Source organism: Pseudomonas guangdongensis (assembly GCF_900105885.1).
Classification (GTDB): domain Bacteria; phylum Pseudomonadota; class Gammaproteobacteria; order Pseudomonadales; family Pseudomonadaceae; genus Geopseudomonas; species Geopseudomonas guangdongensis.
Map to the genome: position 1 here is coordinate 818,733 of NZ_LT629780.1, position 14,886 is coordinate 833,618.

Genomic DNA, 14,886 nt, shown 5'->3' on the forward strand with positions numbered 1-14,886 from the left:
GCCCACCAGCAGGGGGAAGGGTCGCATGCGACTTACCCTTTCGTGAGATTTCAGGGAACCGGGGGAACAGCTCTCAGCCCTTGCGCTTGAGCGCCACCACGTTGGCGGCCTCCTCGCCACGGTTGGCGAAGTCGTAAGGGGTCGCGTACTTCTCCCGGCAGGCGTCCAGGTAGTCGGCCCACCACTGGCACATGAGCCGGCGCTCCTCGATGTGCTCGGCCTTGTGGATGTAGGCCGCACGTACCCCGTTGCGCTCTTGGTGGCTCATCTGCCGCTCTACCGCGTCACGGCTCCACAGCCCCGACTCCACCAGGGCGGAACAGGCCATCGCCCGGAAGCCGTGGCCGCATACCTCGGTCTTGGTGTCGTAGCCCATGCGGCGCAGGGCGGCGTTAGTGGTGTTCTCGCTCATCGGCTTCCAGTGGGCGTGATCGTTGGGAAAGATCAGCTCGAAGCGCCCCGTCAGCTGGCGCACCTCGGCCAGCAGCGCCAGGGCTTGCCGGCTCAGGGGGGCAAGGTGCGGCGTGGCCATCTTGGCGCCCCGGGTGGAATGCCGGACGCCCTCGAAGGGCTGGCGCTCGGCGGGGATCGTCCACAGGGCCCGATCGAAGTCGATTTCCTCCCAGCGGGCAAAGCGCAGCTCACTGGAGCGGATGAACACCAGCAGGGTGAGCTGTACGGCCATGCGGGTGAGCTGGCGCCCGTTGTAGGCATCCGTCCGCGCCAGCAGCTCGGGCAGACGTTCCAGCGGCAGGGCCGGGCGGTGGGCCGTCTTGCGGGTCGCCGTGGCGCCTTTCAGATCGCTGGCCGGGTTGGTGTCGATGATCCCGTGTTGTACCGCCATGCGCAGGATGCCGGCGATGTACTGGCGCAGGCGGCTGGCCGTCTCCAGGGTGTCGCGGCGCTCGGCCGCCTTGAGCGGCGCCAGCAGGTCGCGGGCCTTCAGATCGGCCACTGGTCGCAGGCCCAGGGTGGGGAACAGGTGAAGCTCCATCCGGCGCAGCACCGTGGCGGCGTGGTGCGGCTTCCACTTACGAGCGCAGACGCTGTGCCACTCGCGGGCCAGCGCCTCGAAGGTGTTTGTTCTGGCAGTCGCCGCCTCTACCTTGGCCAGCCGAGCGGCCTCCACCGGATCGCGCCCGATGGCCAGCAGCTCCAAGGCTTCGGCGCGGCGCTCCCGGGCTGCTTTCAGGCCAAGGGCCGGGTAGTTGCCGAAGGTGGCCAGCCCTTCCCTGCCGTCTGGCCGGGTGAACTTGAGGCGCTAGGTCTTCACCCCGGACGACTTCACCAGCAGGAAAAGCCCCTGCCCGTCGAACAGTTTGTAGTCCTTGTCGCGGGGCTTGGCAGCCTCGCACTTGGGATCGGTAAGGGGGGTGACGGTGCGCGCCATAGGGGTACGTTTTCCGAATCGAATCGACGTACCCCGAAACATACCCCTAAACCACGGGGGTATCTAGGCGAACTCGGGCAAACCCCAGAAATAGAAAAACCGGCGCAAGGGCCGGTTTCTCTAGGGTTCCTGTCTTACTCGGGCGAACTCGGCGCAAGTCAGGATAGTGTTTGTGGTGCCGGCACCAGGAATCGAACCCGGGACCTACTGATTACAAGTCAGTTGCTCTACCAGCTGAGCTATACCGGCACAGGGTGCGCATTATAACGACTGGCAGCGCCGAGTAAACCCAATCTTCGGGCAATCGGCAGCCGACCGCCAGGAGTCGGGCGGCGGTTTTGCCGAAGTGCCGGCACATTGCCACACCGCTGCAATAACCCTATGAAAGTATTGGGATTTATCAGGCGCCATGGCCCATCAGGGGAATCGCGCCATGAAATCGGCGCATTTTTGTACAAAAAACGACGCACCCCGCCGACGCTCCGGAAGCGTCAAGTTCGTGACCGGTGTCAATTTTGCCACTATGGCGCGGGCGTACATTGCTGCGTCGCGGCCCGTTTGTCGGCGCTGCAGTCAGGGATCGGCCATCTGCTGTCTCGCTCCGGGCCGAAGTCATGCGCGGTACTGAATACACAAGAACGACAGGGACACACGATGCGCAAGAGTCAGCCAGTCACCCAGCATGAGTACCAGATACGCGACGACCAGAACCTGCTGTCGCGTACCGACCTCAAGGGTCGCATCACCTATGCCGCGCCGGCCTTCGTCGAGGTCAGCGGCTACTCCCACGAGGAGCTGATCGGTGCGCCGCACAGCCTGGTGCGCCATCCGGACATGCCCGAGCAGGCGTTCGCGGACCTCTGGCAGACCATCGAGCGCGGCGAGATCTGGAGCGGTCTGGTGAAGAACCGCCGCAAGAACGGCGACTACTACTGGGTGCGCGCCAACGTCGCGCCGATCATCGAGAACGGCACGCTGATGGGCTACTCTTCGGTGCGGGTGCGCCCCGACGAGGACGAACGGCGCGAGGCGGAAGCCGTCTATGCGCGCCTCAAGGCCGGCGACGGGCGCGGCATCCGCCTGCATCGCGGGCAGGTGGTGCAGAGCGGCCTGCGCAGCTGGCTGCGGCACATCAACCCGCAGGCCCTGAAGACCCGCCTCAACGGCATGATCGCCCTCAACCTGCTGTTGCTGGGGCTGTGCGCCGCGCTGAGCCTGTTCGGTTTCCGCCGCGCCAGCGAGCAGTTGCGCCAGCTCGACCAGCTGGGCGGCCAGCAGGTCGACGGCATGGCCGCGCTGCTCGCCACCATGCAGGCCGACCAGCAGAGCCTGCTCACCGCGCAGCTGCTGCTGATGCTGTTGGTCGGCGGCCTGATGCTGGGCATCGGTTCGCTGCTGCTGCGCAACTTCCTGCGCGAGCTGCGCGCCTCGATGACCTTCGCCATGCAGGTGGCCACTGGCAACCTCGCCGCGCAGCCGCCGGCGCGCTCGCGCAGCGAGCTGGGCAAGCTGATGGACATGCTGGCGATCATGCGCAAGAGCCTCAGCAACATCGTCATCGACGTCAACCGCAGCCTCGAAGTGGTGCGCCCCGCCGCGCAGTCGATCGCCCATGGCAGCGAGGATCTGTCGTCGCGCACCGAGCAGCAGGCCTCCTCGCTGCAGCAGACCGCGGCGAGCATGGAGGAAATCACCTCCACCGTGCAGCAGAACGCCGACAACGCACGTCAGGCCAGCCAGCTGGCCGACGCCGCGGCGCTGGAGGTTCGCCACAGCGGCAGCGCGATGCATGAAGTCGTCGACCGCATGGGGCGCATCACCGCCAGTTCCGAGAAGATCGCCGAGATCATCCGGGTCATCGACTCCATCGCCTTCCAGACCAACATCCTCGCCCTCAACGCCTCGGTGGAGGCGGCGCGGGCCGGCGAGCACGGTCGCGGCTTCGCCGTGGTGGCCGGCGAGGTGCGCAACCTGGCCAGCCGTTCGGCCAGCGCCTCGGCGGAGATCCGCCAGCTGATCGAACGCTCGCACCAGGAGGTGCGCGGCGGCGAGGAGCAGGTCCGCCGCGCCGAGGAGTCCATCGGCCGGGTCGTCGAGGCGGTGCTCAAGGTCAACGACATCATGGGCGAGATCTCCGCCGCCTCCGACGAGCAGACCCGCGGCATCGCGCAGATCAACCAGGCGGTGGCGCAGATGGACAACGTCACCCAGCGCAACAGCGAACTGGTGCTGAACTCGGCGCGCGCCGCCGGCGCCATGCAGGACCAGGTCAGCGAGCTGAGCAATGCGGTGGCGGTGCTGCGCCTCGGCGGCAGCGGCCACGAGCATGTCGAGCGCGAGACGCGCCTGCGCGCTCACCATGCCCGACGCGGCCACGTCGAGGCGCCGGTCCACCATGCCAGCGCCTGGCACAAGGGCCACCATCACGACGCCGACGCCCCGTCGCTGGCGGCCGTCCAAGCCGCCAGCGCACCCGCCAGCGCGCCGCGCCCGGCCCCGCCGGCAGCTACCGCCAAGCCCGCGGCGCCGCGCAAGTCGGCTGCCGAGGACGACTGGGAAGAGTTCTGAAACGCCCCGATGAACGCCGGGCCGGCGCTCTGGCGCGGCGTTCGTCGCCCGGCGCATAATGCCGGCTGATCCGCCGCCGGCTCCGCTGCATGTCCACCCTCGCCCCCTCGCTGCGCCGCCCGCGCTGGCGCACCCTGCTGATCCTCGCCGCGCTGCTGGCCCCGCTGCTGTGGCCGATCGAGCATCTGGCGACCCGCTACTACCGCGAGCGGGTCGCCGAGCAGAGCAGCCAGACCCTGGAACTCTACGTCGCCAACCTGCGCGGCACCCTGCGCCGCTACGAGGCGCTGCCGCACATCCTCGGCGACCTGCCGGCCCTGCGCGCCGCCCTGCGCGCGCCGGAGGACGCCGACAGCGTCAACGCCGCCAACCAGCTGCTCGACCGGGTGCGCCGGCAGAGCGGTGCCGACGTGATCTACCTGATGAACCCCGCCGGCCTGACCCTGGCGGCGTCGAACTGGAGTCACTACGACGCCTTCGTCGGGCGCAACTTCGCCTTCCGCCCGTATTTCCGCGAGGCGCTGGCCGGGCGCCTCGGTCAGTTCTTCGGCCTCGGCACCACCTCCGGCAAACGCGGCTACTACTTCGCCGCGGCGGTGCGCGACGGCCACGAGACCCTCGGCGCGCTGGTGGTCAAGGTCGACCTCGACCACACCGAGACCCTGCTCGGCAGCACCCCCGAGCAGTTGCTGGTCAGCGACGTCAACGGCGTGGTGATCCTCACCTCGCGCCCCGACTGGCGTTTCCGCGCCACCCGCCCGCTGGGCGAGGCCGAGCGCGCCGAGATCGCCGCCAACCTGCCCTACCCGACCCAGGAGCCGCAGCCGCTGCGCCTCAGCGAGCAGGCCTGGCTGCGCCAGAGCCATCGCCTCGACGAAACCGGCTGGACGGTGAACATCCTCGCCCCGCGCAGCCTGGTCGAACGCCCGGTGCAGAGCGTGCTGGCCATCGCCGCGGCGACCCTGCTGGCGCTGCTGCTGCTCGCCGCCGTGCTGCTGCAGCGCCGCCGTCACCTGCTCGAACGCCTGGCCCTCGACGCCCATGCCCGCCGCGAGCTGGAGCAGCGAGTCGCCGAGCGCACCGAGGACCTGGTGGCGCTGACCGAGCGCCTCAAGCAGGAAGTGCTGGAGCGCGAGCAGGCCCAGCAGGAGCTGGTCCGCGCCCAGGACGAGCTGGTCCAGGCCGGCAAGCTGTCGGCGCTGGGCACCATGAGCGCCAGCATCAGCCACGAACTCAACCAGCCGCTGGCGGCGATCCGCAGCTACGCCGACAACGCCGGCGTGCTGCTCGATCACGGCCGGATCGACGACGCCCGCGGCAATCTGAAGCTGATCAGCGAACTGACCGCGCGCATGGCCTCGATCATCAGCCACCTCAAGGCCTTCGCCCGCCGCGACCGTAAGGCGCCGGAAACCGTCGCCCTGCAGCCGGCGCTGGACGATGCCCTGGCGCTGCTGGCCAATCAGCGCCGCGCCCTGCAGGTGGAGCTGCTGCGCGACCTGCCGGACGCCACCCTGTGGGTGCAGGCCGGCGAGACGCGCCTGCGCCAGGTGCTCGGCAACCTGCTCAGCAACGCCTTCGACGCCATGGCCGAAAAGGCGCCGCCGCGCCGGCTGTGGATCAGCGCGCAGACCCTGGCCGACGGGCGGATCAGCCTGAGCCTGCACGACAATGGCCCGGGCTTCTGCGCCGAGGCGCTGGCGCACGCCCGCGAGCCGTTCTTCACCACCAAGACCACCGCCCGCGGCCTGGGCCTGGGGCTGGCGATCTGCGACAGCCTGATCCGCGCCCTCGGCGGCGAGCTGCTGCTGGCCAACCACCCGGACGGCGGCGCCCTGGTCACCCTCAACCTGCTGCCGGCCGGTACCGGCCTCGGCACCCCGTCCCCGGAGGATCGCTCATGACCAGCCCAGCCGACATCGCCGCCGCCACCGAGGTGCTGCTGATCGACGACGACCCGCACCTGCGCCAGGCGCTGTCGCAGACCCTCGACCTGGCCGGCCTGCGCGTGCAGGCGCGCGGCGATGCCCGCGGCGTCGCCCAGGCGCTGCCGGCGGACTGGCCGGGGGTGGTGGTCAGCGACATCCGCATGCCCGGCCTCGACGGCCTGCAACTGCTGGAACAGCTGCACGGCCGCGACGCCGAGCTGCCGGTGATCCTGATCACCGGCCACGGCGATGTGCCGCTGGCGGTGCAGGCGATGCGCGCCGGCGCCTGGGACTTCCTGGAAAAGCCCTTCCCCAGCGAGACCCTGCTCGACGGCGTGCGCCGCGCCCTGGCGATGCGCCGCCTGGTGCTGGAGAACCGCCAGCTGCGCCAGACCCTGTCCGGCCGCGACGCCCTGGAGGGCCGGCTGATCGGCCTGTCGCCGGAGATCGTGCGCCTGCGCCAGCAGGTCGCCACCCTCGCCCGCACCCAGGCCGACGTGCTGATCCTCGGCGAGACCGGCAGCGGCAAGGAGGTGGTGGCACGCGCCCTGCACGACCTGTCCAGCCGCCGCGACGGCCCGTTCGTGGCGATCAACGCCGGCGCCCTGGCCGAGTCGGTGGTGGAAAGCGAGCTGTTCGGCCACGAGGCCGGCGCCTTCACCGGCGCCAGCAAGCGGCGCATCGGCAAGTTCGAGTTCGCCAACGGCGGCACCCTGTTCCTCGACGAGATCGAGAGCATGAGCCTCGACGTGCAGGTCAAGCTGCTGCGCCTGCTGCAGGAGCGCGCGGTGGAGCGGCTCGGCTCCAACCAGCTGATCCCCCTGGACATCCGGGTGATCGCCGCGACCAAGGAGGACCTGCGCCTGGCCGCCGACCAGGGGCGCTTCCGCGCCGACCTGTACTACCGCCTCAACGTCGCGCCGCTGCGCATCGCCCCGCTGCGCGAGCGCGGCGACGACGTGCTGCTGCTGTTCCGCCACTTCGGCGAGGCGGCGGCCGGCCGCCACGGCCTGGCGCTGCGCCAGCCGGACGCCACCGAGCGCGCCGCGCTGCTCGGCCACGCCTGGCCGGGCAACGTGCGCGAGCTGCAGAACGCCGCCGAGCGCTTCGCCCTGGGCCTCGACCTGGGGCTCGGCGAGGCGGCCATCGTGCTGCCCGCCGAGGGCAATCTGGCGGCGCGGGTCGAGGCCTTCGAGCGCAGCCTGATCGCCGCCGAGCTGGCCCGCGGCCACGGCTCGCTGCGCAGCCTCGCCGAGGCGCTGGGCATGCCGCGCAAGACCCTCCACGACAAGCTGCGCAAGCACGGCCTGCAGCTGGGCGAGAGTGGCGGAAACCCGCACGACGAGCTCGACTGAGACGGCGGTATTCCGCCACCCATCCTGCCGCGGGCCGCTTCCCGACCACGCCCGGCGGCCCCGCCGCCACCCCTAGACCAAAGTCGAACGACGCCCCGCAAGGCCCGTCACAGAGGGCCTTGCGCACCCCTGCAAGGCCCGTGCGGCGCCGCTTCCGGACAGATGGCACAGGCATTGCTATGGCCATGGCATCCGCTTCCGTCGCCACGGCCGGCCGCTCGCCCGTCCCCTCTGCCTCCCCCCCTCCGGCAGAACACGTGCGCAGCATCCGCCGAGCGCGGCGGCGGATCACGCCCAGCGCCATGCCGCGCCGTTAAAACAAGAGGATTTCCCCGATGTTCAAGCTGACTGCCAAGGCTCTCGCCTGCGCCCTCTCGCTCACCATCGCCGGTCTGGCCCAGGCTGCCGATCCGATCGTGATCAAGTTCTCCCACGTGGTCGCCGAGCACACCCCCAAGGGTCAGGGCGCCCTGCTGTTCAAGCAGCTCGCCGAGGAGCGTCTGGCCGGCAAGGTCAAGGTCGAGGTCTACCCGAACTCCTCGCTGTTCGGCGACGGCAAGGAAATGGAAGCGCTGCTGCTCGGCGACGTGCAGATCATCGCCCCGTCGCTGGCCAAGTTCGAGCACTACTCCAAGCCGATCCAGATCTTCGACCTGCCGTTCCTGTTCGACGACATGGCCGCGGTCGACCGTTTCCAGGCCAGCCCCGCCGGCCAGGGCCTGCTGTCCTCGATGGAGGACAAGGGCATCACCGGCCTGGGTTACTGGCACAACGGCCTCAAGCAGCTGTCGGCCAACAAGCCGCTGCACGAGCCCAAGGACGCCCGCGGCCTGAAGTTCCGCGTGCAGGCCTCCCAGGTGCTTGAGGAGCAGTTCAAGGCGGTGCGCGCCAACCCGCGCAAGATGAGCTTCGCCGAGGTCTACCAGGGCCTGCAGACCGGCGTGGTCAACGGCGCCGAGAACCCCTACTCGAACATCTACTCGCAGAAGATGCACGAGGTGCAGAAGTACATCACCGAGTCCAACCACGGTCTGCTCGACTACATGGTGATCACCAACACCAAGTTCTGGACCGGCCTGCCGGACGACGTGCGCACCGAGCTGCGCAAGATCATGGACGAGGTATCCGTCGAGGTGAACAAGCAGGCCGAGGCCCTCAACCAGGGCGACAAGCAGCGCATCCTCGAAGCCAAGACCACCGAAATCATCACCCTGAGCGACGAAGAGCGTGCCAAGTGGCGCGAGGCGATGAAGCCGGTGTGGAAGAAGTTCGAGGGTGAGATCGGCGCCGAGCTGATCAAGGCTGCCGAAGCCGCCAACGCCCAGTAAGAGGCCAGCCCGTCGGGGCCGGCACACGGCCCCGACCTGCGCCCGACGGACTGGGCACTGCCGCCGCAGCGACGCAGCGGCAACGGCCTGCCCGGCAGGCCGCCTGATTCATCCACTGCCCGGAGATGCCACCCATGAATGCCTTGCGGCGGGTCTGGGATCGTTTCGAGGAAGGCTTCATCGTCTTCCTGCTGACGGCCATGACCCTGGTGACGTTCGTCTACGTCATCCTCAACAACCTGTACACGCTGTTCTACGCCCTGGGCGACCGCTTCGAGGCGCCCAGCGAGTTCTTCTTCGCCATCGGCGACGCGATCCTCGAACTGGCCCAGGCGATGACCTGGAGCAACGCGCTGACCAAGGCGCTGTTCGCCTGGCTGATCTTCTTCGGCCTGGCCTACGGCGTACGCACCGCCGGCCACATCGGCGTCGATGCACTGGTCAAGCTGGCCAGCAAGCCGGTGCAGCGGATCATCGGCCTGATCGGCTGCAGTGCCTGCCTGGGCTACGCCGGCCTGCTCAGCGTGGCCAGCTTCGAGTGGGTGCAGACCCTGTTCGTCGCCGCCATCGGCGCCGAGGACCTCGGCCACTTCGGCGTGCAGCAGTGGCACATCGGCCTGATCGTGCCGCTGGGCTTCGCCATGGTGTTCGTGCGCTTCCTGGAGATCTTCGTGCGCATCCTGCGTAACGAGCAGACCGGCCTGGGCCTGGCCGACGAGGCCGCCGAGGCGGTCAAGCTGACCGAGCACGAGGAGTCCGGCAAATGACCATCCTGTTCCTGTTCCTCGCTCTGTTCGTGCTGATGTTCATCGGCGTGCCGATCGCCGTGTCCCTCGGCCTGGCCGGCTCGATCACCATCATGCTGTTCAGCCCCGACTCGGTGCGCTCGCTGGCGATCAAGCTGTTCGAGACCTCCGAGCACTACACCCTGCTGGCGATCCCGTTCTTCCTCCTCGCCGGCGCCTTCATGACCACCGGCGGCGTGGCCCGCCGGCTGATCGACTTCGCCAACGCCTGCGTCGGCCACATCCGTGGCGGCCTGGCGATCGGCGCGGTGCTCGCCTGCATGCTGTTCGCCGCGCTGTCCGGCTCCTCGCCGGCCACCGTCGCCGCGGTCGGCTCCATCGCCATCGCCGGCATGGTGCGCTCGGGCTACCCGCAGGCGTTCGGCGCCGGCATCGTCTGCAACGCCGGCACCCTGGGCATCCTCATCCCGCCGTCGGTGGTGATGGTGGTCTACGCCGCCGCCACCGAGACCTCGGTCGGCAAGCTGTTCATGGCCGGCGTGGTGCCGGGCATCCTGCTCGGCGTGGTGCTGATGGCGGCGATCTACATCATCGCGGTGAAGAAGAACCTGCCGGCCCTGCCGCGCGCCTCCGTGCGCGAGTGGCTGAGCGCCGCGCGCAAGGCGATCTGGGGCCTGCTGCTGATGGTGATCATCCTCGGCGGCATCTACTCGGGGATGTTCACCCCCACCGAGGCGGCCGCCGTGGCGGCGGTGTACTCGGCGTGCATCGCGCTGTTCGTCTACAAGGACATGACCCTGCGCGAAGCGCCCAAGGTGATCCTCGAGTCGGGCAAGCTGAGCATCATGCTGATGTTCATCATCGCCAACGCCATGCTGTTCGCCCACGTGCTGACCACCGAGCAGATCCCGCAGACCATCACCTCCTGGGTGATCGAGATGGGCCTGTCGCCGTGGATGTTCCTGCTGGTGGTGAACATCGTGCTGCTGGTCGCCGGCGCCTTCATGGAGCCCTCGGCGATCATCCTGATCCTCGCGCCGATCCTGTTCCCCATCGCCGTACAGCTGGGCATCGACCCGATCCACCTGGGCATCATCATGGTGGTGAACATGGAGATCGGCCTGATCACCCCGCCGGTCGGCCTCAACCTGTTCGTCACCTCGGCGGTGACCGGCATGCCGGTATCGGCGGTGATCCGCGCGGCGATGCCCTGGCTGATGATGCTGCTGGGCTTCCTGGTGATCATCACCTATGTGCCGGCGGTGTCCCTGGCCCTGCCCGAGTGGCTGGGCATGTAAAGCGCTTTCCCCCCTCCCCCATGGGGCAGACCCGGCAGGATGCCGGGTCTTTTTTTGCCCGAAATCCGCGCCGATCGCGGCACTTCGCCGCCGCCGGCGCGGCCAAGGCGGCCCCCGCCCCGCTTTCCCGACAAAAAGTGCGTGCATGGCTCGAATTAACATGTTACCAATCTAGCCACAAAACAATAACGGGAGCCTTCCTCATGAAAGTCCTGCAACTCGCTGCGCTCGCCACGGCCATCGGCTGTGCTTCCCTGGCCCAGGCCGCCGACACCTACACCCTGAAGGTCGGCCACTTCCTGCCGTCCACCTCCAACGCCCAGGTCAACATCATCGAGCCGTGGTGCGAACAGCTGCGCCAGGAGTCCAACGACCGCCTGAAGTGCCAGCTGTACCCGTCGATGCAGCTGGGCGGCACCCCGGCCAAGCTGGCCGACATGGCGCGCAACGGCGTGGCCGACATCGTCTGGACCGCTCCGGCCTACTCCGCCGGCAAGTTCCCGCGCGTCGAGGCCCTCGAGCTGCCGTTCATGCTGCCCTACGGCGGCAAGGCCGGTAACGACATCATCTGGAAGTTCTACGAGCAGTACGCCAAGGACGACTTCAAGGGCTACAAGGTGCTCGGCGTGTTCGGCGACGGCGGCATGGACCTGCACACCCGCGGCAAGCCGGTGAAGACCCTGGCGGACCTGCAGGGCCTCAAGCTGCGCGCCTCCAGCCGCACCGCGGCCAAGACCCTCGAAGCCCTCGGCGCCACTCCGGTGAGCATGCCGCCGGCGCAGATGACCGAAGCCATCTCCAAGGGCGTGGTCGACGGCGCACTGGCCTCCTGGGAAGTGGTCCCGGCCACCAAGCTCAACGAGGTGACCCAGTACCACAGCGCCACCCCGGCCGGCGAAACCGCCTTCGGCTACACCGTGCTGACCATGCTGATGAACCAGAAAAAGTTCGACGGCATGCCCAAGGACCTGCAGGAGATCATCGACCGCAACAGCGGCCCGGCCCTGAACGACCGCTTCGCCGCCGCCTGGGACAAGGCGATGGACAGCGCGCGCAGCGCCACTCCCGCCGAAGGCCTGGTGGCCATCGACGCCGCTGCCTATAAAGGCATGCAGGACGCCACCGCCGGCGTGGCGGCCGCCTGGGCCAAGGACATCAGCGCCCAGGGCATCGACGGCCAGCAACTGGTCGACGGCGTGCGCAGCCTGAGCGCGCGCTGAGTTCCGACTGCCCCGGCAGGCGCCCCCAGCGCCTGCCGGGGCAGCGCCGCCCTTCCCCTGGCGGCGCGCGGCCCGGCTACGGCCGGCCGCATCCCTCCGGCACATACCAAGACACACCACAACAAAAGGTCAGCCCATGAAGCTCTCCAAGAACACCCATGCCCTGCGTAAATCCCTGCTCGCCGCCGCCGTCGGCCTGGCTCTGGTCGGCAACGCCGCCTGGGCCGCCGAAACCGGCGATCCCAAGATCCGCCTGCTGCTGCTCGGCACCAAGGGCGGCCCGTCGATCCTGCAGACCAAGAGCCTGCCGCAGTCCACCGTGCTGATGGTCGGCAACGACGCCTACCTGCTCGACGCCGGCTACGGCGCCAGCCTGCGCCTGGTCGAGGCCGGCATCCCGCTGCGCAACCTCAAGGGCATCTTCATCACCCACCTGCACAGCGACCACGTCGTCGACTATCCGGCGGTGCTGATGAACGGCTGGGCCAGCGGCCTGAAGACGCCGATCAAGGTGTTCGGCCCGCAGGGCATCGGCGAGATGACCGAGCATGCCTGGAAGACCTTCGACGTCGACATCAACCTGCGCATCGTCGACGAAGGCAAGCCAGATCCGCGCCCGCTGGTGACCACCCAGGTGATCAAGGAAGGCCTGGTCTACCAGGACCAGAACATGAAGGTCAGCGCCGTTTCCGTACCGCACCCGCCGTTCGACAAGGGCCAGGCCTTCGCCTTCAAGTTCGAGGTCGGCGGCAAGAACATCGTGCTGTCCGGCGACACCAACTACTCCGCCGACCTGGCGAAGTTCGCCAAGGACGCCGACGTGTTCATCAGCGAAGTGGTTCACGTCGAGGGCGTGCAGCGCCTGGCCGACCGCATCGGCAACGGCTCCAAGCTGGCCGAGGCGATCATCTCCCACCACGTCACCGCCGAGGACGTCGGCCGCATGGCCAGCGACGCCAAGGTCAAGAAAGTGGTGCTCAGCCACTTCGTCCCCGCCGACGATCCGACCCTGACCGCCGAACACTGGCGCTCGGCGGTGGCCAAGACCTACGCCGGCGAGATCGTGGTCGGCCACGACGGCATGGAAATTCCGCTGCAGTAAGCGTCTCCGGCCGCTCCCGCAACGCCCCGTCGCGCCTCGCGCCGCGGGGCGTTGTGCCGACTGCGCCCCAGTCGCGCGCGCTGCGCCGCGCGGACTGCGAGCCGGCGCACAGCCCCGGACGGCGCAGCGCCTAGGCTGGTCGGCACGCCCGCCGCCCGGAGCCTGCCATGTCCCGCCGCCTCCTGCTCGCCCTGCTGCTCTCGTCCGCCCCCGCCAGCTTCGCCGCCTGCCCCGACTGGCCGCCGCCGCGCGCCGAGCGCGAGCTGCAGGCGCTGGCCGAGCGCATCGCCGCCTGGGATCGCGCCTACCACCGCGATGGCCGCAGTCCGCTCGACGACGACCTCTACGACCAGGCCCGCGCCCGCCTGGCGCAGTGGAACCGCTGCTTCCCCGCCGCCGCCCGCCATCCGGCGCCGCTGGCCGGCAACGCCGGGCCGCTGGCCCATCCCGTGCCGCACACCGGCCTGGCCAAGCTGCCCGACCGCGCCGCCGTGGCGCGCTGGATCGCCGGCCGCGAGGCGCTGTGGGTGCAGCCCAAGGTGGACGGCGTGGCGGTCAGCCTGGTCTACCGCGACGGCCACCTGGACCGACTGATCAGCCGCGGCGACGGCAGCCACGGCCAGGACTGGACGGCGCACGCCGCGCGGATCGCCGCGATCCCCGCATACCTGCCGGAGGCACCGGCCCATCTGCTGCTGCAGGGCGAGCTGTACTGGCGCCTCGACCGGCACAGCCAGGCCCGCCAGGGCGGCGCCGGCGCGCGCGCCCGGGTCGCCGGCCTGCTCGCCCGCCAGCAGCTGGGCGAGGCCGAAGGCGCCGGCATCGGCCTGTTCGTCTGGGACTGGCCGCAGGGGCCACAGGCGATGACCGCACGCCTGGACGCCCTCGCTGCGCTGGGCTTCGATACCCGCGCCCTGACCCAGCCGGTCGCCGATCTGGCCGCCATCGCCCGTTGGCGCGAGCACTGGCACCGCGCGCCGCTGCCGTTCGCCAGCGACGGCATCGTCATCCGCAGCGAACCGCGCCCGCCGGCCGAGCGCTGGAGCGCCGAACCGCCGGGCTGGGCGGCGGCCTGGAAGTATCCGCCGCGCCAGGCGCTGGCCGAGGTACGCTGGGTGGAGTTCCGCATCGGCCGCAGCGGGCGCATCACCCCGCTGCTGCACCTGCTGCCGGTACGCCTGGACGACCGGCGCATCGCCCGGGTCGGCGCCGGCTCGCTGCGCCGCTGGCAGACGCTGGACATCCGCCCCGGCGACCAGATCGCCCTGAGCCTGGCCGGACAGAGCATCCCGCGCCTGGACGGGGTGGTCTGGCGCAGCGCCGAGCGCGCCGCCCTCGCCGTGCCCGACCCCGCCGCCTACCACGCGCACAGCTGCTGGCGCCGGCTGCCCGGCTGCGAGGCACAGTTCCAGGCGCGCCTGGCCTGGCTGGGCGGCCGCCAGGGCCTGGCCCTGCGCGGCATCGGCCCCGGCACCTGGCAGGCGCTCGGCGAGGCCGGCCTGCTGCACGACCTGAGCGACTGGCTGAGCCTGGACAGCGCCCGCCTGCAGGCGGTGCCCGGCTTCGGCCCGCAGCGCATCGCCACCTTGCAGGCAGCCCAGCAGCAGGCCCGGCGCCAGCCGCTGGCCCGCTGGCTGCGCGGCCTGGGCCTGCCGGAGGGCATCCCGCTGGCCGGCGCCGAGCGCTGGTCGCAGCTGGCCGCCCGCTCGCACGCCGACTGGCGGCAGGCCGGTGCGACGCCGCGCCAGGCGGAGCGCCTGCTGGGCTTCTTCCACCACCCGGAAATCATTGATCTGCAGCAAGGCCTGCGCCGGGCCGGGCTTGCCGGCTTCGCCGACGACGCGCATGATCGGCCGGCGCCATAGCCGCCGCCCGAGGCCTAGTACCTTAGACATAAGACTGACGCTTTCCGGCAGATCGACAGCATTCCGTCATTGAGAGCGGGCACACG

General features: G+C 69.8%; 9 protein-coding genes, 1 tRNA gene and 1 pseudogene. 9 read left to right on the forward strand and 2 right to left on the reverse strand.

Going from position 1 to position 14,886, the window contains the following annotated elements:
- Positions 1–73: 73 nt before the first annotated feature.
- Positions 74–1,390, reverse strand: a pseudogene (locus BLU22_RS03955) (tyrosine-type recombinase/integrase).
- Positions 1,391–1,563: 173 nt separating this feature from the next.
- Positions 1,564–1,639 (reverse strand) — tRNA-Thr (locus BLU22_RS03960).
- A 405-nt stretch (positions 1,640–2,044) separates the two neighbouring features.
- On the opposite strand from BLU22_RS03960, the gene BLU22_RS15225 reads away from it, so the two are divergent.
- From BLU22_RS15225 to ligB, 9 genes are all read left to right on the forward strand, one after another.
- Positions 2,045–3,958 (forward strand): methyl-accepting chemotaxis protein, encoded by a 1,914-nt coding sequence (locus BLU22_RS15225; protein WP_162274133.1) that lies wholly within the window; start codon positions 2,045–2,047, stop codon positions 3,956–3,958.
- An 89-nt stretch (positions 3,959–4,047) separates the two neighbouring features.
- Positions 4,048–5,862, forward strand: coding sequence for a sensor histidine kinase (locus BLU22_RS03970; RefSeq protein WP_090212298.1), 1,815 nt, complete (start codon positions 4,048–4,050; stop codon positions 5,860–5,862).
- Entirely contained in the window at positions 5,859–7,241 is a 1,383-nt protein-coding gene (locus tag BLU22_RS03975; protein ID WP_090212299.1) for a sigma-54-dependent transcriptional regulator, read from the forward strand. The genes BLU22_RS03970 and BLU22_RS03975 overlap by 4 nt, the downstream gene beginning before the upstream one ends.
- Before the next feature lie 335 nt (positions 7,242–7,576).
- Positions 7,577–8,569: a C4-dicarboxylate TRAP substrate-binding protein DctP gene (dctP, locus tag BLU22_RS03980; protein ID WP_090212301.1), complete on the forward strand. Its 993-nt coding sequence runs from the start codon at positions 7,577–7,579 to the stop codon at positions 8,567–8,569.
- 134 nt (positions 8,570–8,703) lie between these two features.
- Positions 8,704–9,336, forward strand: a complete 633-nt coding sequence (locus tag BLU22_RS03985; protein WP_090212302.1) for a TRAP transporter small permease — start codon at positions 8,704–8,706, stop codon at positions 9,334–9,336.
- Positions 9,333–10,613, forward strand: a complete 1,281-nt coding sequence (gene dctM, locus BLU22_RS03990) for a C4-dicarboxylate TRAP transporter large permease protein DctM (protein ID WP_090212304.1) — start codon at positions 9,333–9,335, stop codon at positions 10,611–10,613. Before BLU22_RS03985 ends, dctM begins: the two co-directional genes overlap by 4 nt.
- Positions 10,614–10,816: 203 nt before the next feature.
- Entirely contained in the window at positions 10,817–11,833 is a 1,017-nt protein-coding gene (locus BLU22_RS03995; RefSeq protein WP_090212305.1) for a TRAP transporter substrate-binding protein, read from the forward strand.
- A gap of 136 nt (positions 11,834–11,969) precedes the next feature.
- Positions 11,970–12,935 carry an MBL fold metallo-hydrolase gene (locus tag BLU22_RS04000; protein ID WP_173867166.1) on the forward strand — a complete coding sequence of 322 codons (966 nt, stop codon included), beginning with the start codon at positions 11,970–11,972 and terminating at the stop codon, positions 12,933–12,935.
- 167 nt (positions 12,936–13,102) lie between these two features.
- Positions 13,103–14,800: an NAD-dependent DNA ligase LigB gene (gene ligB / locus BLU22_RS04005; RefSeq protein ID WP_090212307.1), complete on the forward strand. Its 1,698-nt coding sequence runs from the start codon at positions 13,103–13,105 to the stop codon at positions 14,798–14,800.
- Positions 14,801–14,886 lie beyond the last annotated feature (86 nt).

What these genes read in the sequence shown, in the direction of transcription:
- BLU22_RS03970 (WP_090212298.1), top strand. Translation starts at nt 4,048, where the DNA reads ATGTCCACCCTCGCCCCCTCGCTGCGCCGCCCGCGCTGGCGCACCCTG.
- dctP (WP_090212301.1), top strand. Translation starts at nt 7,577, where the DNA reads ATGTTCAAGCTGACTGCCAAGGCTCTCGCCTGCGCCCTCTCGCTCACC.
- BLU22_RS15225 (WP_162274133.1), top strand. Translation starts at nt 2,045, where the DNA reads ATGCGCAAGAGTCAGCCAGTCACCCAGCATGAGTACCAGATACGCGAC.
- ligB (WP_090212307.1), top strand. Translation starts at nt 13,103, where the DNA reads ATGTCCCGCCGCCTCCTGCTCGCCCTGCTGCTCTCGTCCGCCCCCGCC.
- BLU22_RS03975 (WP_090212299.1), top strand. Translation starts at nt 5,859, where the DNA reads ATGACCAGCCCAGCCGACATCGCCGCCGCCACCGAGGTGCTGCTGATC.
- BLU22_RS04000 (WP_173867166.1), top strand. Translation starts at nt 11,970, where the DNA reads ATGAAGCTCTCCAAGAACACCCATGCCCTGCGTAAATCCCTGCTCGCC.
- dctM (WP_090212304.1), top strand. Translation starts at nt 9,333, where the DNA reads ATGACCATCCTGTTCCTGTTCCTCGCTCTGTTCGTGCTGATGTTCATC.
- BLU22_RS03995 (WP_090212305.1), top strand. Translation starts at nt 10,817, where the DNA reads ATGAAAGTCCTGCAACTCGCTGCGCTCGCCACGGCCATCGGCTGTGCT.
- BLU22_RS03985 (WP_090212302.1), top strand. Translation starts at nt 8,704, where the DNA reads ATGAATGCCTTGCGGCGGGTCTGGGATCGTTTCGAGGAAGGCTTCATC.